Source organism: Amycolatopsis sp. La24, assembly GCF_029087445.1.
GTDB classification, from domain to species: domain Bacteria; phylum Actinomycetota; class Actinomycetes; order Mycobacteriales; family Pseudonocardiaceae; genus Amycolatopsis; species Amycolatopsis nivea.
Map to the genome: position 1 here is coordinate 521,479 of NZ_JARACH010000001.1, position 24,974 is coordinate 546,452.

At 72.1% G+C, this 24,974-nt stretch carries 5 protein-coding genes; 2 read left to right on the plus strand and 3 right to left on the minus strand.

Features of this window, described 5'->3' with window-relative positions; translation table 11 throughout:
• Positions 1 to 16 precede the first annotated feature (16 nt).
• The 3 genes from PUT80_RS02645 to PUT80_RS02655 are packed head-to-tail and all read right to left on the minus strand — an operon-like array spanning position 17 to position 12,941.
• On the minus strand, positions 17 to 811 hold the full coding sequence (locus tag PUT80_RS02645; protein ID WP_134662795.1) for a tryptophan 2,3-dioxygenase family protein: 795 nt from the start codon (positions 809 to 811) through the stop codon (positions 17 to 19).
• Entirely contained in the window at positions 808 to 11,688 is a 10,881-nt protein-coding gene (locus PUT80_RS02650) for a non-ribosomal peptide synthetase (RefSeq protein WP_275290964.1), read from the minus strand. Before PUT80_RS02650 ends, PUT80_RS02645 begins: the two co-directional genes overlap by 4 nt.
• Complete coding sequence (locus tag PUT80_RS02655; protein WP_275290965.1) at positions 11,685 to 12,941, minus strand: cytochrome P450; 1,257 nt, start codon at positions 12,939 to 12,941, stop codon at positions 11,685 to 11,687. The genes PUT80_RS02650 and PUT80_RS02655 overlap by 4 nt, the downstream gene beginning before the upstream one ends.
• 368 nt (positions 12,942 to 13,309) lie before the next feature.
• On the opposite strand from PUT80_RS02655, the gene PUT80_RS02660 reads away from it, so the two are divergent.
• Together PUT80_RS02660 and PUT80_RS02665 are read left to right on the plus strand one after the other, a co-directional pair.
• Entirely contained in the window at positions 13,310 to 23,938 is a 10,629-nt protein-coding gene (locus PUT80_RS02660; protein ID WP_275290966.1) for a non-ribosomal peptide synthetase, read from the plus strand.
• Positions 23,935 to 24,972 carry a TauD/TfdA family dioxygenase gene (locus PUT80_RS02665; protein WP_275290967.1) on the plus strand — a complete coding sequence of 346 codons (1,038 nt, stop codon included), beginning with the start codon at positions 23,935 to 23,937 and terminating at the stop codon, positions 24,970 to 24,972. The genes PUT80_RS02660 and PUT80_RS02665 overlap by 4 nt, the downstream gene beginning before the upstream one ends.
• Positions 24,973 to 24,974: the final 2 nt, after the last annotated feature.

Below are 24,974 nucleotides of genomic sequence, written 5' to 3' on the forward strand. Positions count from 1 at the left end.
TCCTCCTTCGGCGCGCTCAGCGGCGCGGTTCTTTCACGGTGTTCTTTTCGGTGGCCAAGGTCAGCTGCCGCCGCAGGTCCCACAGGAACGGGAAAACCCGCTGCGCGGCCCGGCCTTCGAGATAGCCGGACGATCCGCCGCCGGTGCCGCGCACCAGCCTGCCGATGATCCGTTCGACCAGGCACAGGTGCTCGTGCCGCCAGCGCAGCCACATCCGGTCGTGGTCAAGCAGTTCCTCGCCGAGCAGCACCAGCGCGGCATGCCGCTCCGGTTCCGCGTACACCGCCTGCCAGTCCTCGGCGCCAGCCGCGCGCGGCACCCCGACGGCCACTTCGGCGAGGCTCGGCACGGCGAGCGCGGCGCTCACGTCGGACGGCAGCACGCCGCTGCTGGCCGAGGCGAGCTGGGCCAGGTAACCCGGCTCGCGCAAACCGACCAGCACCTCGAGCACCCGGAACTGCACCGACTGGAATCCGCTCGCGGTGCCGAGCGCGTGCCGGAACTGCAGGAAGGCGCTCGGCTCCAGCGTGTTCAACGTCTGCATCTGCGCGGTCTGGGCGGCGAAGATCTCGTTGACCCGGCGCATCCTGGTGACCGCACGCGCCCACTGCCGGTCGGCCAGGCAGGGCAGAACCCGGTACAGCTCGTGGATCATCACCTTGAACCACAGCTCCATCGCCTGGTGGGTGACGATGAAGTGCAGTTCGTCCGGGTGCTCGGGTTCGCTCACCGGGCGCTGGAGCCGCAGCAGGGCGTCCAGTTCGAGGTAGCTCCCGTAAGTCAGCTCGGCGGTGCCGGGCAGGTCGGTCATCCCGCATCTCCCCCTCTGGGCTGCGCTGCCGGGGCGGTCGCGCGCGGCATTCGGAGTTCGGATTTCCGGCGGCGGTAGCCGTCGCGGCCCACCGCCCGGATCGCGCCCGCGTCCGCCGCGGGCCCGGCCGCGGACCGGCGGTCGAGCTCGGCGGCCAGCGCGGCCACGGTCGGCAGCTCGAACAGCGCCCGCAGCGGCAGGTCGGACTGGAATTCGGCGCGGAGCCGGGCGTGCACGCGGGTCGCCAGCAACGAATGGCCGCCGAGCGCGAAGAAATTGTCGTCCGCGCCGACCTCGGGCACGCCGAGCACGACCTGCCACACCTTCGCGACCCTTTCCTCGGAGGGCGTCGCGGGCACCCGGTAAGGAACTCCGCCGAGTTCGTCGCCGTCCGCCGGCCGAAGCGCTTTCCGGTCGATCTTCCCGTTGGGCGACAACGGGAATTCCGTGAGCCGCACGAACACGGCAGGCACCAGGTAGGCGGGCAGCGTGCGAGCGCAGTGCGACCGCAGCCCCGAATCGTCCACTTCGGACTCCGTGACGACGTATCCGACCAGGCGCGCCTGGTCGCCGGTTCCGTGCGCGACGGTGACCGCTGCCCGGACGTCCGGATGCGCCTCGAGCACCGCGTCCACTTCGCCGGGCTCGATGCGCAGGCCGCGGATCTTGACCTGGTGGTCGAGCCTGCCGAGGAATTCGAGCACCCCGTCGGCGCGCAGTCGCACCTGGTCGCCGGTGCGGTACAGCCGGGAGCCGGACGTCCCGGCCGGGTCGGGCACGAAGCGCTCGGCGGTCAGGCCCGGCCGGCCGTGGTAACCGCGGCCGACTTGCACGCCGCCGATGCACAGCTCGCCGGGAACCCCGGCAGGCACCGGCCGCAGGAAACGGTCCAGCACGTGGATCCGCGTGTTGGCCACCGGCGCGCCGAGCGGCACGGCGCCGAGCGGGTCCGGCGGGCACGGCCAGTGCGTCACGTCGACCGCGGCTTCGGTCGGCCCGTACAGGTTGTGCAAGGGCACGCCGGGCAACCTCGCCGCGACCGCCCGGACGACCTCCGCGGGCAGCGCCTCTCCGCTGGCGATCAGCCGGCGCAGGGAACTCGCGCGGGCGGATTCGGGCGTTTCGACGAACGCCGAGAGCATGGCCGGCACGAAATGCGCCGTGGTGACGGCTTGTTCGTCGGTCAGCTCCGCCAGATAACGCGGGTCTCGGTGTCCTCCGGGCGCGGCGAGCACCAGCCGCGCACCGGTCAGCAGCGGCCAGAAGAACTCCCACACCGACACGTCGAAAGTCGCCGGCGTTTTCTGCAGCACCCGGTCGTCGCCGTCGAGGCGGTAGGTGTCCTGCATCCACTGCAACCGGTTGACGATCGCGCGGTGAGTGTTCATCGCCGCCTTGGGCCGCCCCGTCGAGCCCGAGGTGTAGATGACGTAAGCGAGATTGTCCGGCACCGCCTCCGGTCCGCCTCGCGGATCGGCTCCCTCGCCCGGATGCACCGTTTCGATGTCCGGCACGACCGCCTGGTCGGTGACCAGCGCCGCGACCGCACTGTCGGCCAGCAGCGACGCGAGCCGTTCCGCCGGGTGCTCCGGATCGAGCGGCAGGTAGGCGGCAGCGGCGAACAGAACGCCGAGCACGGCGACGACGAGCTCCGGCGACCGGTCCAGGCAGACGCCGACCCGGTCCTCCGGGCCGATCCCGGACGCGCGCAACCGCTGGGCCAGCCGCTCGGCCTTGGTGCGCAAGGCCCGGTAGGTCAGCTCGCGCCCGGCCGAGGACACCGCGATCGCGTCGGGTGTTCGCTCCGCTTGCGCGCGCACCAGCGCGGCCAGGGTGGTCTCCGGCAGTTCGGCGGCGGGACCGGCGAGCACGGCCTGCGCGGCGAGTTCCGGTGCGGGCAGCAACGGCAGGTCCGGCACCCGCCGGTCGGGGTCCTCGGCCAGCGCCCCCAGCACGCTTTCGTACGAGCGCATCAGGCGGCGGATCGTCGCCTGGTCGAAGAGGTCGGTGTTGTATTCGACGTTGGCGTGCAGCCCTTCGGCGGATTCGCGCACCGAGAGGGTCAGGTCGAAGCGCGCGGTGTCACCGGCCGGTTGGTCGTGCAGCGCGCTGATTTCCAATCCTGGCCACGGCGCGCCACCCGCCGGCGCGTTCTGCAGCACGAACAACACCTGAACCAAGGGGCTGTGGCTCGGCGAGCGCTCCGGCCGCACCGCGTCGACCAGCAGCTCGAACGGCACGTCCTGCCGGGTGTAGGCGTCCACAGTGGTCTCGCGCACCCTGGCGAGCAGTTCCCGGCCGGTGGGCGCGCCCGTCAGGTCGGCGCGCAGCACCAGGGTGTTGGCGAAGAATCCGATCAGCGGCTCCAGTTCGGGCCGCGAGCGGTTGGCGATCGGGGTGCCGATCAGCAAGTCGTGCTGGCCGCTGTAGCCCGACAGCACGGTCGCGAAGGCGGCGAACAGGACCATGAAGACGGTCGCGCCTTCCGCACTGCCCAGTTCCCGGGCGGCCGCGGCCACCCGCGCGGGCAGGTCGACCGCGAGGTTCGCGCCCCGGTGGGTCTGCACCGCCGGCCGCGGCCGGTCGGTGGGCAGCGCAAGCAGCCCGGGCGCGCCGGCCAGCTTCTCCCGCCATTGCGCGAGCTCGCGTTCCAGCCGCTCGCCGCTGAGCAGTTCGCGTTGCCACACCGCGAAATCCGGGTACTGCACCGGCAGTTCCGGCAGCACCGCGGGCCGGTGTTCGACCGCCGCGGTGTAGCTCTCGCTCAGCTCCGCGACCAGCACGCCGGACGACCAGCCGTCGCTGACGATGTGGTGCAGGTTCAGCAGGAGGACGTGGTCGTCTTCGGCCAGCCGCACCAGCGCCGTCCGCAGCAGCGGGCCGGTTTCGAGGTCGAACGGCGCGCGGGCGTCCCGCCTCGCCAGCGCCCGGGCCTGCGCGAGCGCGTCCGCCCGGTCGAGTTCGCGCAGGTCGACCACTGGCAGCCGGACCTCCGGCATCTTGGCGATCACCTGGTACGGCGTGCCGTCGTCGCTGGAGAACGTGGTGCGCAAGGATTCGTGGCGGCGCACGACGTTCCGCACGGCGTCGGCCAGTGCAGTGACGTCGAGGTCGCCGGCGAGGCGCACTGCCATCGGCAGGTTGTACGCCGAGCTTCCGGGTGCCCATCGGTCGAGGAACCAAAGACGCTGCTGCGCGAAGGAAAGCGGAAGGACGCCATTGCGCGGGACCGGGGCGAGCGCCGGCGCCGAGTCGTCCGCCAGCCGCGCACGCTCGACGAACCGAGCGAAGTCGGCGAGCGTCGGGTTGTCGAACAAGGCGCGGAGCGGGAGCTCCGCGTGCACCAAGGCAGACAGGCGGGCGATCACCCGCATCGCCGAGAGCGAATGCCCGCCCAGCGCGAAGAACGCCGACTGGCGACTCACGTCCGTGCGGCCGAGGACGCCCGACCAGACGGTGGCGACCAGCTCCTCCATGCCGGGTCGCGGCCGGTCCGCCTCGGCGGTCGCGGCGGCCCCGGCAGCAGGCGGGAGCGCGCGGCGGTCCAGTTTCCCGTTGGGGGTCAACGGAAGCGCGTCCAGCCGGACGAACGCCGACGGCACCATGTACCCGGGCAGGTGCTCCGCGCAGTGCGCCAGGAGGTCCCGGTCGGCGGAGCCGGTCACCGCGTACGCGACGAGCTGCTGGTTGCCCGGCACGTCCTCGCGGAGCAGGACGACCGCGTCGCGCACGGCCGGGTGCCGGTGCAGGACCGCCTCGATTTCGCCGAGTTCGATCCGGAAGCCGCGCAGCTTCACCTGATGGTCGATGCGGCCGAGGAATTCCAGCGTGCCGTCCACCGCTGCGCGCACCAGGTCGCCGGTGCGGTAAAGCCGCGTGCCCGGCGGCCCGAACGGGTCCGGCACGAACGACGACGCGGTGCGGCCAGGCCGTCCGGCATACCCGCGGCCGACTCCGCTGCCGCCCACGCACAATTCGCCGGGCGCGCCGAGCGGCACCGGACGCTGCCGGTTGTCCAGGACGTACAGCCGCGTGTTCGGCAACGGCGTCCCGATCGGCACTCCGGAAGCGTCCGCGGCGGGCGGGGCCGCGATGACGTGGTGCGTGACGTCATCGGAGCATTCCGTCGGACCGTAGGCGTTGAGCAGCGGAATCCGCGGATGCCGGGCGAGCCAGGTCCGGCAGAGGTCGGCGGGCAGCGCCTCGCCGGTCAGCAGCAGCCACCGCAGCGCAGGCAGCTCCCCGGGTGTCTCGGACGCCTCGATCGCGCGGAGCATCGCGGGCACCACTTCGAGAATCGTCACGTCCCGGCGGGCGGTCTCGGCCATCAGCCGCACCGGATCGTGGGCTACCGGATCGGCGAACACCCGCACGCTGCCGCCGACCAGCAGCGCCGAGAAGAACTGCCACACCGAAATGTCGAAGGACGGCGACGCGGTGGCAGCCACCGTGTCGTCCGAGGAAAGGCCGAGGGCGCGGACCTTCGCGAGCAAGTGGTTGACCATCCCGCGCTGCTCGACCATCGCCCCCTTGGGCCTGCCGGTGGAGCCGGAGGTATAGATGACGTACGCGAGATGGTCCGGCCCGGTCCGCGGATCCGGCGGCTGTACCGCGCTGGGCTGGTCAGCGTCGTCTACGCAGACGACCTGTGCGTCCGTCGGCGGAAGGGCGGCACGAGCCGCGCTGGTGGTGACCACGACCGCCGCGCGGGCGTCGTCGAGCATGAAGGCGATGCGCTGCGCGGAAAGCGCGGTGTCCACCGGGAGATACGCGCCGCCGGCCTGCCACACCGCGAGGATCGCGACGATCAGGTCGGCCGAGCGGTCCAGGCACAGGGCGACCCTGGTCTCCGGCTCGACACCGAGGCCCCGCAAGCGGTGCGCGAGGCCTGCGGCGGCCGCGGCCAGTTCGGCGTAGGTCAGCTCACGGTCGTCGTCGGCCACGGCGAGCGCGGCCGGAGTGCGCGCCGCTTGTGCCTGGAAGAGCTGCGGGAAAGTCTGGTCCAGCGGGAACGGCACCGCGGTGTCGTTCCAGTCGACCAGCATCTGCCGGACCTCGTCCTCGGCCAGCAGCGGCAGGTCCGCGACAGTGCGCCGCGGATTGTCCGCCAGCGCTGCCAGCGCGGTGCGGACCTGGTCGAGCACCCGCCGTGCGGTCTGCGGACGGTAGCGGTCGCCGTCGTAGAGCAACTGGAGCCGGACCTGCTCGCCGGGCGCCGAGATCAGCGTCAGCGGGTAGTTGGTCTGCTCGTGCCCCTGCAACCGGTCCACCGCAGGCATCCCGGCGGGACGCGCCGCCGCGGCTTCCGGCAACTGCTCGACCAGGTAGTTCTCGAACACCAGCACCGACTCGAACAACGGCTGGTCCCGGGGAGCCGCGCTGACGCCGTGGATCTCCACCAGGGGGGTGAACTCGAACTGGCGGGCGTCGGCGAGCGCGCGCTGCACGTCGTGCAGCCAGTCCAGCGCTTCCCGGTCCGGCTCGACCGCGAGCCGCACCGGCTGGGTGTTGATGAACTGCCCGACCATGCCCTCGGCTCCGGACAAGTCCGCGGGCCTGCCGGCGACGACGGTGCCGAACACCACTTCGGGTTCCATGCTGTGCCGGTGCAGCACCAGCGCCCAAGCGGCGTGCACCAGGGTGCCGAGCGTGACCTGATTGGACCGGCCGAAGTCCTGCACGGCGGCAGTCTGCTCGGCGGTCAAATGCGCGATCTCGGTGGCGGACCCGGTGCCCGGCACCGGCTCGCCCGGTTCGGCCGGCAACGGCGTCGGCGCGCTGATGTCGCCGAATTCCTTGCGCCAGAAGGCTTCCGCTTGCGCCGAATCGCGCTCGGCGAGCCAGCCGAGGTAGTCGCGGTACGGCCGGGCAGGCGCCGGGACGAACTCAGTGCCGGTCAGCGCGGCCCGCTGGAACGCGAGGACTTCCTGGAACACCCGGGCCAGCGACCATCCATCCAGCAGGAGATGGTGGTGGGTCCAGATCAGCTCGCGGGTGTCCTCGCCGGTGCGGACCAGCGTCAGCCGCATCAGCGGCGCGGTTTCCGGGCGGAACCGCTCGGCCCGGTCCGCGCGCAGCAGATCCGCCAGCGCTTCGCGTTGTTCCGCGGCCGTCCGGCCTCGCCAGTCCAGCTCCCGCCACGGCATTTCCGCCGTGCGGTGCACCGCTTGCAGCGGGGAATCGCCGTCGCGCCAGTGGAACGAAGTGCGCAGCACCGGGTGGCTCGCCACCACCGCCGCCCACGCCGAACGCAGCGACGGCATGTCGAGGTCGCCGGTGAGCCGGCAGGTCACCTGCTCGACGTTCACGCCGCCCTCCGGCGCGTACAGCAGGTGGAACAACATCCCTTGCTGCATGGGCGACAACGGATACAGGTCTTCGAGGCCGCCGGGCAGCGCGGCGAACCGGTCCACCGCGTCCTGGGTTACCGTCGCGAGCGGGAAGTCCTGCGGGGTCGCCAGCGCGGCGTCCTCCGCGACGCCCGCGAACTGCGCGACGCGATCGAGAAAGCGGCCCGCCAGCCGGGCCACGGTGGCTTCGCGGTGCCGGCCGGGGCTGTAGGTCCAGCGGACCTGGAGCTTGCCGTTCGCGACGGCGGCGGTCACTTCCAGCGCATACCGGCGCGGCGCGCGGTCGTCCTGCGGCACTCCGGCCGGTTCGCCGGACAGCCGCCAGCCGGCGCCGTTCTCCGGGTTCTCGTCGAATTGGCCGAGGTAGTTGAACAGGACGTCGCGCTCGGCCGCCCGGAAACGGACGCCCCGGCCGTAGGCGAGCAACTGGTGCCCGATGCCGCCGTCCGGCACCGACCGGAGCCGGGCTTTCGCGTGCCGCAGCGCCGAAACCGCGTCGCCCGCGGACAGTTCGAGCGGGTAAAGGCTGGTGAACCACCCGACAGTGCCGGTCAGGTCGACACCGGCCCAGCACGTCTCGCGGCCGTGTCCCTCGGTGTCCACTACCACGCGGTCGCGGCCGGACCACTCCCCCAGGGTCTGGCCCAGGGCGGCGAGCAGGACCTCGACGGGCCGCACCCGGGCAGACCCGGCGTGCAGGAGGGAGCGGGTCTGCCGCCGGTTCAGCGACCGGGTCACAGTTGCCGCCGTGCCGGCCGGGTGCGGTCCGGCGCTGGGGAAATCGACGGGCAGCGACGCGTTCGCGGCGCGAAGCATGTCCTGCCAGAACGGGATTTCCGCGGCGAGTTCGTCCGACTCCGCGTACTCGGCCAGCCGAGTCGCCCAGGCAGCGAAGGAAGTGCCGGACGCGCCGGCTGGCGCCTTTCGGCCGCGGGAGATCTCGGCGTAGGCCGTCGCGAGGTCAGCCAGCAGGACGCGCCACGAAACGCCGTCCACTCCCAGGTGGTGGACGACCAGCAGCAGCCGCTCGCCGTCGTCGCCGAGGCTGACATGCACCGCGCGCAACAGGAGGCCGTCGTCCAGGGCGAGCGAAGTCTGCGTCTCAGTCGCGATCTCCTCGAACGCGCGGACCGGCTCGGCGCTCGCGGAGAGGTCGACGCAGCGCAGAAGCTCGGGATGCTCGGCGGGCTCAGCGATCCGCTGCTGCCACCGGCTGTCGGGGCGTCGCTCGAAACGGAGCCGCAGCGCTGCGTGCTTCGAGGTCAGGTGCACGAGCGCGGCTCGCAGCGCGTCGGGGTCCGCGGGCTGATCCAGCCGCATGACGAACGCTTGGTTGAAGTGATGCGGAGCGGGCCGTTCCGCGGCGAAGAACCAGGACTGGATCGGAGTCAGCGGGATCGGGCCGGTCGGATCGGGCTCTGCCACCGCGGGTTCGGCTGTTTCGGCGCCGGCCGCCGTCGCCAGTTCGGCCACGGTCTGGTGCTCGAACAACTGCCGCGGATTGATCCGCAGCCCGGCCTGCATCGCCCGGGCCGCGATCCGCATGCTCAGGATCGAATCTCCGCCCAGTGCGAAGAAGTTGTCGTGCACGCCGACCGCGTCCAGCCCCAGGATGTCCTGCCAGATCTCGGCGAGCGCCCGTTCGGCGGGGGTGTCCGGCGCGGCGTACTCGGCACCGGACTGAACGCGGTCGGCGGACGGCGTCGGCAAAGCGGCATCGTCGATCTTGCCGTGCGCGGTCAACGGGAACGCGTCGACAACCACGTAGTGCGCGGGGTGCAGGTAGCTCGGCAGGGATCCGGCCACGTGTTCGCGGATGTCGGCGATCTCGCCGGTGGTGACCAGGTACGCGGCCAGCCTCTCGTCGCGCAGCAGCACGTGTGCTGTGGTCACGTCCGGGTGGGCGCGCAGCGCGGATTCGATCTCGCCCGGCTCGACGCGGTGCCCGCGGACCTGCACCTGGCTGTCGCTGCGCCCGAGGTAGACGAACGTGCCGTCGGGCAGCGCCCGCGCCAGGTCGCCGGTGCGGTACATCCGGGCGCCCGGCGCGCCGTGCGCGTGCGGGTCCGGCAGGAAGCGCTCCGCGGTGAGCCCGGACCGGCCGAGGTATCCGCGGGCGGGCCCGGCGCCGCCGACGTAAAGCTCGCCGGCCACGCCGGCGGGCACCGGGCGCAGATCGTCGTCCAGGAGGTACACGCGCAGGTCCGCAATCGGCCTGCCGATCGCCGAGCCCGCCCCGGGCCGCAGATCGGCCTCGGCGACCCGGTGCTGGGTCACGTGCACGGTCGTCTCGGTGATGCCGTACATGTTCACCAGCCGCGGCCGGCGCAACCCGGTGCGGCCGGCCCAGCCGGCGAGTTGTCCGGCGGACAGCGCCTCGCCGCCGAAGATCACCGTGTGCAGGGCGGGCAGTTCGCCGGCGCGGGAGGCCAGCGGCAGGAATGCCGAAGGAGTCTGGTTCAGCACGGTGACCGCTTGCTCGGCAAGGAGTTCCGCGAAGTCGTCCGGCGAGCGCCGGGTCGGTTCGTCCACCAGCACCAGCCGGCCGCCGTGTGCCAGCGCGCCCCACAGCTCCCACACGGAGAAGTCGAACGCGATCGAGTGGAACAGGCTCCAGATGTCGTCCGCGCCGAACCCGGTCCAGCATTGGGTCGCGTCGAACAGCCGGGCCGCGTTGCCGTGCGGCACCAGCACGCCCTTGGGCTGTCCGGTGGAACCCGACGTGTAGATCACGTACGCCAGCTGCGCCGGGTCCACCGGCACGTCAGCCGGTTCAGCCGCACGCTCGTCCAGGACGACGACCGCGGGTCCGGCAGGCACCCGCGCGGCCAGGTCCGCGGTGGTGACGACGATCGGCGTCCGGCTGTCGGCCACCAGGTACGCGATCCGGTCGGCCGGGTAAGCCGGGTCCAGCGGCAGGTACGCGCCGCCGGCGAGCTGGCAGGCCAGTACCGCGATCACCTGCTGCGGCCCGCGCTCTGACAGCACGCCGACCAGCTTCTCCGGGCCGACGCCCGCGGACCGCAGACGTTCCGCGAGACCGGACGCGCGTCGCAGCACCGCGCGATAGCTCAGCTGTTCCTCGCCCCACACGACGGCGATCGCGTCCGGCCGCGTCCGGGCCTGCTCCTGGAAGCGGGTCACCAGCGGCGTCGGTGCGGCCAGTTCGCCGGCCTCCGGGTTCCACCGCCGGACCAGCTCCGCCTCGTCCACTGTGGACACCAAGGGCAGCCGGGCCACCGGGCGGGCCGGATCGGCGGCCATGCCGGCCAGCAGCCGGGCGAGCTGACCGAGCAGGTCGGCGGCGGTCGGCGCGTCGTACCGGTCGGTGGCGTACAGCAGGCGGAGGCTGAACCGGTCGCCCGGGGCCGCGACCAGGGTCAATGGCACGTCGGTCTGCTCGGCGACCCGCACGTCGCGCACCACCGGGTCCGATTCGCCGCGCACGGAGTCGTCGCCGAGCGGATAGTTCTCGAAGACCACCAGGCTGTCGAACAGCGCGACCCCGCCGGGCACTTCGCTCCACGCCCGGATCCGCGCCAGCGGCGTATGTTCGTGCTGCCGCAGCTCGGCGACCGAGCGCTGCAGCTGACGAAGCCACTCGCCGACTGGCTCACCGTGCGACCAGCGCACGCGCACCGGAACGGTGTTGATGAACAGCCCGATCATGTCCTCGGAGCCGGGCAGTTGCGGCGGACGCCCGGCCACAGTCACGCCGAACACCACGTCGTCGGAACCGCTGTGCTTGCCCAGCAGCAGCCCCCACGCGGCCTGCACGACCGTGCTCGCAGTGAGTCCGTGCTCCCGGCACATCCGCTGCAGCGCCGCTGTCGCTTCCTCGTCCAGCTCGACGACCGCGCTCGCCGATCCCGCCGAGCCGGGGTTCGCGGGCCCGGCCGGCAGCGGGGTCGGGGCGGCGAACCCGCGGAGCGCGTCGCTCCAGGTCTCCTCGGCCGCCTGGTCGTCCCGGGCCTGCAGCCAGCCGACGTAATCGCGGAACGGCCGGACCGGCGGAAGGCGGACCTCGGCGCCGGGCGCCGCCGAGTAGTACGCCATCACTTCGCGCAGCAGCCTCGCCCGGGACCATCCGTCGAAGATCAGGTGGTGGTTGCTGCAGACGATTTCCCACGCGCTCTCGGCGAGCCGGATCAGTGCGATGCGCAGCAGCGGAGCCCGCGCCACGTCGAACCCGCGGGTGTGGTCGGCGCGCAGGAACTCCTCCAGCCGCTGCTCGCGCTCGGCGTCGCTCGCGCCGCGCCAATCCTCCACCACGACGTCGAGCCGCGCCTCGCGGTGCACGACCTGAACCGGCTCGTCCAGCTTCTGCCACAGGAACGAGGTGCGCAGCGCCGGGTGCCGGTCGACCACGCGCTGCCACGCGCGGGCGAAAGCATCCGGGTCGAAGGGGCCTTCGACCCGGAACGCGACCTGTTCCACGTACATCCCGCCGCGGTCGTCGGAGACGGTGTGGAACAGCAATCCTTGCTGCAGCGGGGAAAGCGGGTAAAGGTCCGCGACGTCGCTCACAGCGCCGAGTCCAGCTCGTCGGCGGCCGCGGCCGGGACGACCGCGACCGGCAGCCTGCTCGGACCGCTGAGGAAGTTGGAGCGCACTCGCGTCACCGGCCCGGCCACGTCGATGTCCGCGGCGAACTCGGCCAGCGCGCCGAGCAGGGCGGACATCTCCACCCGGGCCAGATAGGACCCGAGGCAGAAGTGCGGGCCGAACCCGAACGTGACGTGTTTGTTGGGCTGGCGGGCCAGATCGAACACCTCGGGCCGGTCGAACACCCGCTCGTCCCGGTTCGCCGAGCAGTTCCACACCGTCACGATGTCGCCCGCGGCGATGGTGCGGTCGTGCAGCACCACGTCTTCGAGGGCGACCCGGCCGAAGTGCATGGCCGGCGTCGCCCAGCGGAGCACCTCCTCGACCGCGGTTTCCTTCGCCACCGCGCCCTCGCGCAGCGCGCGCCACTGGTCTTTGTGCTCGCTGAGTGCCTGCACCGCGGTGCACATGGACAGCCGCGCGGTTTCGTCGCCGCCGATGACCAGGCTGTAGCAGTTGAAGATGATCTCGTGCACGGTGAGCGCACGATTGCCGATGCTGCCGGTGGCGAGCGCACTGATCACGTCGTCCTCCGGGTTTTCGCGGCGCAGCTCGGCCAGCTCGGCGAAATACATCAGGATCTCGTTCCGCGCCGCCCACGCGTCGCTGAACGTTTCGTCCGCGTCGTCGGAACTGAGCGCGGATTTGTTCAGCCGGAGCAGATGCGGCCGGTCGGCCTCGGGCACGCCGAGCAGATCGCAGATGGTGGTCATCGGGATCCGGTCGGCCACCTCGCCGGCGAAATCGAACGTGCCGCGCCGCACCGCGGCCCGCACTGCCCGCCGGGTGGACCGGCGCACCTGCCCGGAGACCCGTTCGAGCACCCGCGGCGAGAACGCCTTCAGCAGCACCGCGCGCAGTTCCCGCTGCCGCGGCCCGTCGGTGACCGCGAGCATTTTCCCGGCCGCGGTGTCGCCGCCGCGCAGCAAAGTGGTGAGCAGATTGCCGCGTTCGGACGTGAACCGGATGTTGTCCTTGTACACCGCCTGCACATCGGCATGCCGGGTGATCACCCAGAATTCCGGGCCGTGCGCCGTTTCGGAATGCCGGTAAACCGGTTCGCAGTCGCGCAGATAACGCCACATCCCGGACAGGTCGGAATCGGCATGGGTGGCCGGGTCGGCCAAATCGAACACCGCCGGGTTTTCCGCCGCAACCGCCGTTTCGGCACTCACGAAGCCGCCCTCCGTCTTCCGCCGCCCCGGGCGGTCGTCCCCTGCGCCGGAACCGGACTGCTCCACATGCTGTCCGGTCGGCGAGCCCGACAGTAGAGGCTTCGGCGGAATGCGTGCAAGACCTTCCCGGCAATGCTTTCAGCGGTCCGGACAATGCGCAATGATCGTAATTCGATGCAATGCTCCATTACCTGCCACAGCGCATTTTTTTGTCCCGTGCAAAGCGGGTTGGCGAGGTCCCCGCTCCGTGCTAGCGTGCGGGAGAATTGATCCGCAGCCACGCCATTCTGGGGGCGTTTCAGCGTGTTATCCAGCGAGTCACGGACGACGGCCGCCGCCGGTTTCCGGCGCACCGCCGAAGCAGCTGCATGACGGCATCGAATACGCCGGACGGCGCAGTCGCGCTCGCCGGCGCTCCGTCCGGCCAGGCCACGCTGCACGAACTGTTCGCCGCGCACGCGAGCGCGGCGCCGGACGCGATCGCGGTCGTCTGCGGCGACCGGCAGCTCACCTACCGGGCGCTCGACGCGCGCGCCACCGCCTTGGCGCGCCGCCTGCGCGCGCTGGGCGTCGGACCGGGCGTGCGCGTGGGTGTCTGTCTTCCGCCGGCCGCGGACCTGGTGACCGCGCTGCTGGCAGTGCTCAAGGCGGGCGGAGCCTATCTCCCGATCGACCCCGCGTATCCCGCCCGGCGGCTGGAGTTCCTGCTCGCGGACGGCGACGTACCGCTTTTGCTCACCCATTCCGCGATCTCGCTGCCCCGGCACAACGCGCGGGTGCTGCCGCTCGACCAGCCGTGGCCCGCCGAAACCGCCGGGCTGCCGGCGCCGCGCGTCGACGCTCTGGCGTACGTCATCTACACCTCCGGATCGACCGGACGGCCGAAGGGAGCCCTGCTCACCCACCGCGGCATCGCCGGACTCTCCCTCGCGCAGCAACGGATTCTCGGCACCGGACCCGGCCGCCGGGTACTGCAGTTCGCATCCGCCAGCTTCGACGCCTCAGTGTTCGAGATCGTGATGGCGTTGTGTTCCGGCGCGACGCTGGTCCTTCCCGGCGAGCGGCTGATGCCCGGTGCGGACCTGATCGCGACGCTGGACCGGCAGGCAGTCACGACGGTCACCCTGCCGCCGTCCGCGTTGGTGGTCACCCCCGCCGCGAAGCTGCCCGCACTCGTCACCGTCTCGGTGGCCGGCGAGGTTTGCCCGCCGGAAGTCGTCCGCCGGTGGGCGCCCGGCCGCCGCTTCCACAACCTGTACGGCCCCACCGAGGCGACGGTCTGGTCGACGGCGGCGACGTGCGTGCCGGACGGGCCGGTCACCATCGGCGTCCCGGTCGCGGACGCCCGGGCGCACGTCCTCGACGCCGATCTCCGGACGGTGCCGCCCGGGGCTTCCGGCGAGCTGTACCTCGGCGGGCCCGGCTTGGCGCGCGGCTATTGGCGGCGTCCGGGAACCACCGCGGAACGTTTCGTGCCGGATCCGTTCGGCGAGCCCGGCGCGCGGCTTTACCGGACCGGCGACCGCGTGTTGCGCCGCCTGGACGGCGAACTGGACTTCGTGGACAGGCTCGACCGGCAGGCGAAGGTCCGCGGCCACCGCGTCGAACCGGGCGAAGTCGAGGCTGTGCTGCGCGAGCACCCGGCAGTGCGCGATTGCGTCGTCATCGCCGCGCCCGACACGCTGACGGCTTACGCGGTCGCCCCCGAGACGACTGCCGAAGACCTGCGGTCGCACTGCGCCGAGCGGTTGCCGGCCCACCTGGTGCCGGACGCGTTCCCGCTCCTCGACGCGCTGCCCACCACGCCGAACGGCAAGGTCGACCGAGCCGCGCTGCCTCCCGTGCGACGGGATTCCGGCCGACCGTACGAAGAACCGGTCACTGATGCCGAAAAGCGGCTCGCCGAGATCTGGGCCGACGTCCTCGCCGTGCCTAAGGCAGGCAGGCACGACCGGTTCCTCGCCCTCGGCGGCCATTCGCTGCTCGCCACCATGGTGCAAAGCCGGGTCCGCGCGGCGTTCGGTGTCGACCTGCCCGTGCGCGCGGTGTTCGAGGCGACCGATCTCGCGGCGCTCGCCCGCGAGATCGCCGAGCAGGACCGCACGCACACCGACGCCGCACTCCCGTCCGGCGACTCCCCCGCTCCGCTCTCCTCCGGGCAGCGCCAGCTGTGGTTCCTGGAAGAGCTTCTGCCCGGTACCGCGGCCTACGTGTCGCACGTGGCGGTGCGGCTGTCCGGGCCGGTGTCGGTCCCGGAGGCCGAACGCGCGCTCAACGCGGTCGTCGCCCGGCATTCCGCGCTGCGCACGGCCATAGTTTCGGACGACGGCCAGCCGGTGCAGGTGGTCTCCGATGAGCTGTGCCTCGGCATCGAGCTGATCAACGCCGAGGCGACGCCGGACGCGGGGCGGGAATTGGCGGCGCGGGTCGCGCGTCGCCCGTTCGACCTCGGCCGCGCCCCGTTGCTGCGGGCCGCGCTGGTGCGCATCGCCGATGACGACCACGTGCTGGTGCTGGCCGGGCACCACGCGGTGGTCGACGGCTGGTCGTTTTCCTTGCTGCTGCGCGATTTCGCCACCGCCTACCGGGGCGCCCCGCTGCCGCCGCCGAGCGCGCGGTACGCGCAGTTCGCCCGCTGGCAGCGGGACCGCCCGGAGCTGGGCACGCGACTGACCTACTGGCGAGAACAGCTCTCCGACGCACCGGCGTTGCACGAATTGCCGCTGGACCGGCCGCGCCCGGCCGTGCAGACCTTCGCCGGAGCCGTGCACACCTTCACCGTCCCGGCCGACCTGCACCGGCGCCTGATCGCGTTGAGCCGGGAAGAAGAAGTCACCCTCTTCATGACCTTGTTCACCGCGTACGCGGTCCTGCTCGCCCGGCACAGCGGGCAAGACGATCTGGTGGTGGGGACGCCGGTCGCGAACCGGGGGCGGCCGGAATTCGAGGAGGTCGTCGGATTCTTCGCCAACACCGTCGCACTGCGCGTCCGGATCGACGGCGACCCCAGCTTCCGCGCCCTGCTGCGCCAGGTCCGGCGCACCTGCCTCGCGGCCTACGCCCAGGACGTGCCGTTCGAGCTGGTCACCGAGGCGCTGCGGCCCGGACGGGACCTCAGCCACAACCCGGTCTACCAGGTGTTGTTCGCGCTGCAGAACGCTTCCGCCTTCGACGTCGACCTGCCAGGGGTGACCGCCCGGCAGCTCGATCTCGATCCCGGCACCTCCCGGTTCGACCTCGCCTTCGCGGTGACCGAGACCGACGGCGGGCTGCACGGTGTGGTCGAGTACAGCACGGACCTGTTCGCCGCGCGCACTGTCGAACGGCTCGCCGACCACTACTGTCTGCTGCTGGCCGCGATGGCCGCCGATCCCGGCGGGCGGGCGAGTTCGGTGCCGCTGCTCACTCCCGCCGAAACCCGGCAGCTCGCCGAGTGGAACGACACCGCGGTACCGGTCGAAGAGGGTCAACGCCTGCACCAGCTCATCGCGCACCAGGCCGCTCGGACGCCGGACGCGATCGCGGTCGTCTGCGGCGACCGGCAGCTCACCTACGCCGCGCTGCAGCGGTCCGCGCACCGGCTCGCCCATGTGCTGCGTGCGCGGGGAGTGTGCGCCGAGACGCCGGTCGGCGTGTTCCTCGAACGCTCCGCCGAGTCGATCGTCAGCCTGCTGGCGGTGCTCGCCGCGGGCGGGGCGTACCTGCCCCTCGATCCGGCCTACCCGGCGGACCGGCTCTCGTTCATGGCCGCCGACAGCGGCCTTCGCGTCGTCGTGACCACCAGCGATCTCGCCGAGTCCGTTCCCTCCGGCGTCGGCACTGTCGTGCGTCTCGACGGCCACCGGGACGAGATCGCCGCCGCGAGCGCATCCGCACCCGCGGTCACCGTCGGCCCGGACCACCTCGCATACGTCATCTACACCTCCGGATCCTCCGGACGGCCCAAAGGCGCGCTGATGACGCACCGCGGCCTGACGAATCTGGTCGCCGCCGAGGCGTCCGCGATCGCCCCGTCCGCCGCGGACCGGGTGCTGGCCGTCGCGTCATTCGGTTTCGACGCCTCGTTGTGGGATGTCGTGATGGCGCTGTGTTTCGGCGGCACGCTCTGCATCGCGACCGGTGAGGAGCGCCTGCCGGGCCCGGAACTGGCCGGGCTGATGGGCCGGCAGGCGATCACGCACGCGACCTTGGCGCCGTCCGCCCTGGCGTCACTGCCCGCGACCCCGCCGGACCTCGCCGTGCTGACCTCGACCGGAGAAGCCGTCACCGCGGAAGTCGTGCGTCGCTGGGCGCCGGGCCGCCGGTTCCTCAACGGCTACGGCCCGACCGAGTGCACCGTCGGCGCGACCATCGGCCAGTGCCGCGCCGAGGACGCGGAACCCACGCTGGGCCGTCCCTTCGCCAACACTCAGGTCCACTTGCTCGACGCGCGTCTCCGGCCGGTGCCGCCGGGTGTCGCGGGCGAGGTGTACGTGAGCGGGCCCGGTTTGTCGCGCGGCTATCTCGGCCGTCCCGGGCTTACCGCGCAACGGTTTCTGCCGGACCCGTTCGGTGCACCGGGCGGCCGGCTCTACCGCACCGGCGACCGCGCGCGGTTCGGCCCCGACGGCGGCCTGGTCTTCCTCGGCCGGGCCGACGATCAGGTGCAGCTGCGCGGATTCCGGGTCGAGCCCGGCGAGATCGAGACCGTGCTGCTCGACCACCCCGCGGTGCGCGAAGCCGCGGTGCTGGTCCGCCGCGGCACGGCCCGGCTCGCCGCCTACGTGGTGGCCGAACCCCGCCCCGGCCCGGCCGAGCTGCGCGAGCACTGCGCGCGTCGCCTGCCGGAGTTCATGGTGCCGGCGGCGATCGTGCTGCTCGACCGGATGCCGTTGACCAGCAACGGAAAAGTCGACCGCGACGCGCTGCCGGAGCCCGATTTCACCGCGAGCGCGGAATACCAGCCGCCGCGCACCGCGGCCGAACGCGCGCTCGCCGCGGTCTGGGAGCAGGTGCTCGGCATCGCCCGAGTGGGACGGGACGACAACTTCTTCGCGCTCGGCGGCGACTCGATCCTGAGCATTCAGGTGGTCTCCCGTGCCGCGCAAGCCGGGCTTGCCGTCACCGCCAAGCAGCTGTTCCAGCACCAGACCGTCGCGGAACTGGCCGCCGTCGCCGGATCGGCGCCCGCAGTCTCCGCCGAGCAAGGCCCGGTCGCCGGGCCCGTGTCCCCGACGCCGATCCAGCAGTGGTTTCTCGATCAGAAGCTCCCCGCACCGCACCATTTCAACCAGGCGCTCGCCCTGCGCTCCGCCCAGCCGCTCGACCCGGCGGCGTTGGAAATCGCGCTGCACGCGCTGCTCGCGCATCACGACGCGCTGCGCCTGCGGCTGCGCGCCGAAGACGGCTGGGCGCTGGACAACGCCCCGCCCCCGGCGGAACCGCCCGCGCTGCTTCACATCGCCGATCTGACCGCATTGCCTGCAGCGCAACGGTTCTCCGCGCTCGAGTCCCGCGTCGCGGAAGCACAGCGCTCGCTCGATCTCGCCAGCGGTGTACTGCTGAGCGCGCTGTACGCCACCGTCTCCCAGGACGACCACCGCGTCCTGCTCGTCGCGCACCATCTCGGCGTGGACGGCGTTTCCTGGCGAATCCTGCTCGACGACCTCGCCACCGCGTACCGCCAAGCGCTCCGGCGCGAGCCGGTCGTGCTTCCGCCGAAAACCACGTCGTTCCGTCAGTGGGCCGAGTCGGCCGGCGGCCGCTCGGGCGACCAGGACCGGTGCCGGGCATTGCTGGAACAGCACGACGGCAGCGTTCCGGTGGACTTCGCGCCCGCCGACTTCGCACACGCCGGAGCCGGTGCCGTCGGCGACGCTCACACCGTGACCGTCGCTCTCGACGAAGACCAGACCTCGGTGTTGCTGCGGCCGGCCGGCAGCCGGTCGGCGAAAGACATCCTGCACGCCGCGCTCGGCCGGGTGCTGACCGGCTGGACCGGCCGCGACCGCGTGCTGGTCGACGTCGAGGGCCACGGCCGTGACACCGGTCCCGATGCCGACCTCACCCGCACCGTCGGGTGGTTCACGGTCGTCGAGCCGATGGTGCTCGGCAAGGACGGCACGGAAGCGGTCGGTACCGGATGCCTGGCGCTGCGGCACGGCTCGGACGCGCCGCTGCGTTCCCTTCCGGTGCCGGAGGTGTGCTTCAACTACCTCGGCCAGCTCGACGGCGGACTCGGCGACGCCTCGTGGGAACTCGTCCCCGAACTGCCTTCCGGCACTCAGGATCCCCGGCAGCCGCGGCCGTATCCCCTCGAGGTAACCGCCTTCGTGGCGGCCGGGCGGTTGCACGTCCGCTGGACCCACGTGCCCGCGATGCACGCGGAGCGCACCGTCACGCGGCTCGCCGAGCAGTTTCTCCAGCACGTCCGCGACCTCGCCGAACCGGCTGACGAATCCGGCGCCGAAGCGACGTATCCGCTGTCCCCATTGCAGCAGGGCATGCGCTTTCACGCACTGCTGTCGCCGGACAGCGGGGTGTACGTCGTCCAGCTTTCCTTTGCGCTGGAAGGCGATCTGGACGTCGCCGCGTTCCGCGGCGCCTGGCATCAGGTGGTCTCCCGGCACCCTGCCCTGCGCACGACCTTCCATCAGGCGGACGGCGAAGATCCCGTGCAGGTCGTCCACCGCGACGTGCCGGAGCCGTGGCGGCTGACCGACTGGCGCGGTCGCGACGACGTGGCCGCGCTGGTCTCGGACCTGCTGGAGAGAGAGCGCGCCGCCGGATTCGACCTGGCCGAGCCGCCTCTGTTCCGCTTCGCCCTCGCCCGGGTCGCCGAGCGGACCCACCGGTTCGTCTGGACGCATCACCACCTGCTGATGGACGGCTGGTCGCTGCCGATCGTCCTCGCCGATTTGTTCACCGCATACGAAGCGCGGGTCGCCGGACAGCGGCCGAACCTGCCCGCCGTGCCGCCGTACGAGAAGTACGTCGGCTGGCTGTGCGAGCAGGACGCCACCGAATCCGACGCCGGATGGCGCGAGGCGCTCGCCGGGTTCGCCGCGCCGACCCCGCTTCCGCTGGACCAGCCCGGATGCGGTCCGATCGGCACCGCGACGGCAGAGGTCGAACTGTCCGCGGAGCGCACCCGCGCGCTGCGGGACCTGTGCCGGGGCAACGGGTTGACGTTGAGCACCGCGGTGCAGGCGGCATGGGGCCTGGTCCTCGCCCGTCACGCCGAGTCCGACGACGTCGTGTTCGGCGTGACCGTGTCCGGGCGGCCGCCGGAGCTGCCCGGGGTCGAGAGCATGGTCGGACTGTTCATCAACACCCTGCCGATGCGCCTGCGCGTCGACCCGGACGCCGAGGTGGCGCCGTGGCTGCGTGCCGTGCAGTCGTCGTTCGCCGAAGTCCGGCAGTACGAACACACGCCGTTGGTGCGGATACAGGGCTGCAGCGGCGTGCCCCGCGGCAGCCGCCTGTTCGACAGCCTGGTGGTCTTCGAGAACTACCCGCTCGGCGAACACGCCGTACGGCCGCGCGGCGGGTTGCGGGCGCACGATGTGCGCGCCACTGAACAGACCGACGCGGCGCTGACCCTCGTCGCCGCCCCGGGCGAGCGGCTGGCGCTCCGTCTCATGTACGCCACCGATCGCTGCCCCGACGACAGTGCTGCCGCGTTGGCCGAGCAGGTGATCCGCGCGCTTGAGTCCTTTGCGGACGGTCCAGGCCGCCTGGTCGGCAGCGTCTCGCTGGCCCCGGAGGACGACCGGTTGCTGCGCGCTTGGAACCCCGAGCAGGAAGAGGTCCGCGGCCCGGCGCTGATCGAGCGGTTCGTCGAGGCGGCACGAACGCAACCCGACGCGGTGGCGCTGGTGTGGGGCGGCGAACAGCTCACCTACCACGCCGTGCTGCACCGCGCGGGCGGCCTGGCGAGCCGGCTGCGTGCCGCCGGGGTCGGGCCGGACGTGCTGGTCGGCGTCCTGCTGGACCGCGGGCCGCTCCAGGTGATCGCGATACTCGCCTGCCATCTCGCCGGCGGCGCGTACTTGCCGCTCGACCCGGCTTATCCGCAGGAGCGGCTCGACTATCTGCTCTCCGACAGCGGCGCCCCGGTCGTGGTCGCCTCGCCGGATCTGGCCGCCCGGGTACCCGCAGGGCCACGCGTCCTCACGCCCGAGGCCGCGCCCGCCGAGCCCGCGCCGGCTCCGATCGATCCCGCGCACCTCGCATACGTGATCTACACGTCCGGATCGACCGGACGGCCGAAGGGCGTCCTGGTCCCGCACGGCAACGCGGCCCGGCTGTTCGACGCGACCCGGCACTGGTTCGGATTCGGCCGCGAGGACGTGTGGAGCCTGTTCCACTCCGTGTCGTTCGACTTCTCGGTCTGGGAACTGTGGGGTGCGCTCGCGCACGGCGGACGGCTGGTCCTCGTCGACGACACCACCCGGCGGGCCCCCGCCGACTTTGCCCGGGTCCTGGCCGACCAGGCGGTCACCGTGCTGAACCAGACGCCCTCGGCCTTCCTGCCACTGGCCGAGACGGTCTCCGAACTGCCCGCACTGCGCACGGTGGTCTTCGGCGGCGAGGCGCTGTCCGCCGACCGGCTCGCCGGCTGGGCCGAACGGTTCGGGCTGGAGCGCCCGCAGCTGGTGAACATGTACGGAATCACCGAGACCACCGTCCACGTCACCCGGCACCCGGTCGGCCGTCCGGACCTGGACCGCGCATCCGGAAGCGTCGTCGGCCGCCCGATCCCGGACCTGCGCGTCTACCTGCTTGACGACGATCTCCGGCCGGTGCCCGCCGGGATCGCCGGGCACCTCCACGTCGGCGGAGCCGGTCCGGCGCGGGGCTACCTCGGCAGGCCAGGGCTGACTGCCGAGCGATTCGTGCCGGACCCGTTCGGGGAACCCGGTTCGCGGATGTACCGCACCGGCGACCGCGCGCACGCGCTGCCCGACGGAGCCTTCGTCTATCTCGGCCGTTCCGACGACCAAGTGCAGTTGCGCGGCCACCGCATCGAACCGAACGAAATCGAAGCGGTGCTGCGCCGCCACCCCCAGGTCACCGGCGCCCGCGTGGTCCTGCGCGAAGACGAGCCCGGGGACCAGCGTCTGGTCGCTTATCTCACCGCGGACGGCGACACCAGCGACCTGCGCTCCCGCGTCCGAGAGGCCCTTCCGGCGCATCTGCGTCCGGCGCATTACGTCACGCTGGAAGCCTTCCCGCTGACCGCGCACGGGAAGATCGACGTCGCCGCGCTTCCCGCGCCGGGAGGGGGCGAAGAACCGGCCGCCGGGTACGTCGCACCGCGTACGCCGACCGAACAGGCGCTGGCCGAGCTGTGGTGCAGCGTGCTGCACGTGCCCGAAGCCGGACTGCACGACAGTTTCTTCGCGCTCGGCGGGCATTCGCTGATCGCTACGCGGCTGCAGGGCCGCATTCGTGCCGAGTTCGGTGTGGAACTGCCGCTGCGCGCCGTTTTCGAAGCACCCGATCTCGCCGCGATGGCCAAGGAGATCGCCGGCGCCCGGGCCGACGAAGCATCGATCGTCCCGCGGAAACGGACCGGACCGGCTCCGCTCTCGTCGGCGCAACTGCGGCTCTGGTTCCTGGAGCGATGGCGGCCGGGCACCCCGCTCTACCACATCGCCGGCGTCCTGCGGTTGACCGGAGAACTGGACCCGCGGGCCTTGCGCACGGCGCTGCAGGCGGTGGCCGACCGGCACGAAAGCCTCCGGACGCACCTGACGGTCGCCGGTTCCGAAGCGGGTCAGCTCGCGCGGGACCAGCTCGCCGCCGAGCTGCCGGTGGTGGATCTGTCCGGCCAGCCGCACCATGCCGACCGGCTGGCAGCGGCGGTCGCGCAAACCCCGTTCGACCTCGCCGAGGGCCCGCTGTGGCGGACCGTGCTGGTGCGCACCTCCCCGCGAGAGCACCAGTTCGCGCTGTGCCTGCACCACCTCGTCGCCGACGGTCACTCGCTTGACCTCCTGCTGCGCGAGCTGGCGGAGAACTACCGCACCGCGCTCGCCGGCGAGCCGATCGCGCGCGCGCCGTTGCCGATCCAGTTCGCCGACTACGCCGACTGGCAGCAGGACCGCTTGGCAGGCAGGCAGATCGCCGACGATCTCGCGTACTGGCGCGCGAAGCTGACCGGAATCTCCCCCGCCCCGCTGCCGACCGATTTCCCCCGGCCGGACGTGCAGACGCACGCCAGCGCCGTGCACCAGGCCGAACTGCCCGCCGCGGTCGCGGCCGGAGCGGCCGAAGTGGCGGACCGGACCGGCACGACGGCGTTCATGGTCTTGTTCGCGGCCACCGCGGTCGCTTTTCAGCAGGCAAGGGAGCTGCCCGAGGTGGTGGTCGGCACGCCGGTCGCGAACCGGTCCCGGCCGGAAACCGAGGAGCTGATCGGCTGTCTGGTCAACACCGTCGTGCTGCGCGCGGACCCGGGCGGCGAGTCCACCTTCGCGAGCCTGCTGGAACAAGTCCGGGCCACCTGCCTGGACGCCTATGCGCACTCCGAAGCGCCGTTCGAACGCGTCGTGCAGGAGGTGCAGCCGGAGCGCTCGGCCAGTCACCTGCCGCTGTTCCAGACCTGGTTCGTCGTGCAGGACGAACCGGCCGCCGGCGGCTTCGGCAGCCTGGACGCACAGCCGGTCGGGGCGCCGCCGGGCATGGCTCGCTACGACCTCCGGCTGGAGTTCCGCCGCACGGGCACCGGCTTGAGCCTGGTGTGCGAGTACAAGACCAGCCTGTTCCGGCTCGCCGGGATCGTCCGGCTGGCCGAGCACATCCGGCGGGTGCTGCGCGCCGTGACCGCCGACCCGGGCGCCGCGATCGCGGACCTCGCGGACGAACTCGCCGCCGCCGACGAGGAGGAACGGGTCGCAGGCGCGGCCGGAGCCGCCGCCTACAGCCAAGGAGCCCTGCGACGGCGCCGCCGTGCTGTCGCCGCGGCGCCCGACCAGGTCGAACCCAACGCACGACAGGAAGCGGGAAGATGAGCAATCGGGAAAGCGGATCAGCCCAGTTCCGGCCCCGGCGGCGAACCGCGGTGAGCCTCGCGCCGGAGACGTTGGTCTCGGCCCGCCCGCTGCTGGCCGAAAGCCCGGCGCCGCTGCTGTTCGCCCCGGCCGTCGACGGCGTCAACGCGCTGTCCTGGGTCGAGGCCAACCGCGAGCAGGTCCGCGAGCAGACCGTCCGGCACAAAGCCGTGCTGCTGCGCGGGTTCACCGTCGGCGACGTCGCCGAATTCGAGCAGGTGGTGCGGCTGGTCGGCGGCGACATGCTGGAGTACTCCTACGGATCGACGCCGCGCAGCCACGTCGCGGGCAACGTCTACACGTCGACCGAATACCCGGCCACGCAGGAAATCCCGCAGCACAACGAGATGGCCTACAGCCGGTCTTGGCCGCTGAAACTGGGCTTCTACTCGGTACGGGCCGCTCCCGAAGGCGGCCAGACGCCGCTCGCGGACAGCACCCGCGTCCTGGCGCGCATCCCCGCCGCGATCCGCGACCGGTTCGCCGAGCACGGCGTGATGTACGTGCGCAATTACGGGCAGGGCCTGGATTTGCCGTGGCAGGACGTGTTCCAGACGCCGGAGCGGACCGAGGTGGAGGCGTTCTGCGACCGCGCCGGGATCGAGTACGAATGGCTCGCCGACGACAGCCTGCGCACCCGTCAGGTCTGCCAAGCGGTGGTGACGCACCCGGAAACCGGTGAAACGGCCTGGTTCAACCAGGCGCACCTGTTCCACATTTCCGCGCAGGCGCCCGAAATCCGCGAAACGCTGCTGGCCGCCTTCGGCGAGCAGGGCCTGCCTCGCAACACCTACTACGGCGACGGCAGCCCGATCGACGAAGCCGACCTCGACGAGATCCGCCGCGCCTACCGGGAAGAAACCGTCATGTTCCGGTGGCAGGACGGCGACATCGCCATTCTGGAGAACATGCTCGTCTCGCACGGGCGCATGCCGTACGCCGGACCGCGCGAGCTCGTCGTCGCGATGGCCGGCGCGGGCGGACAGGGCCAGTAGAG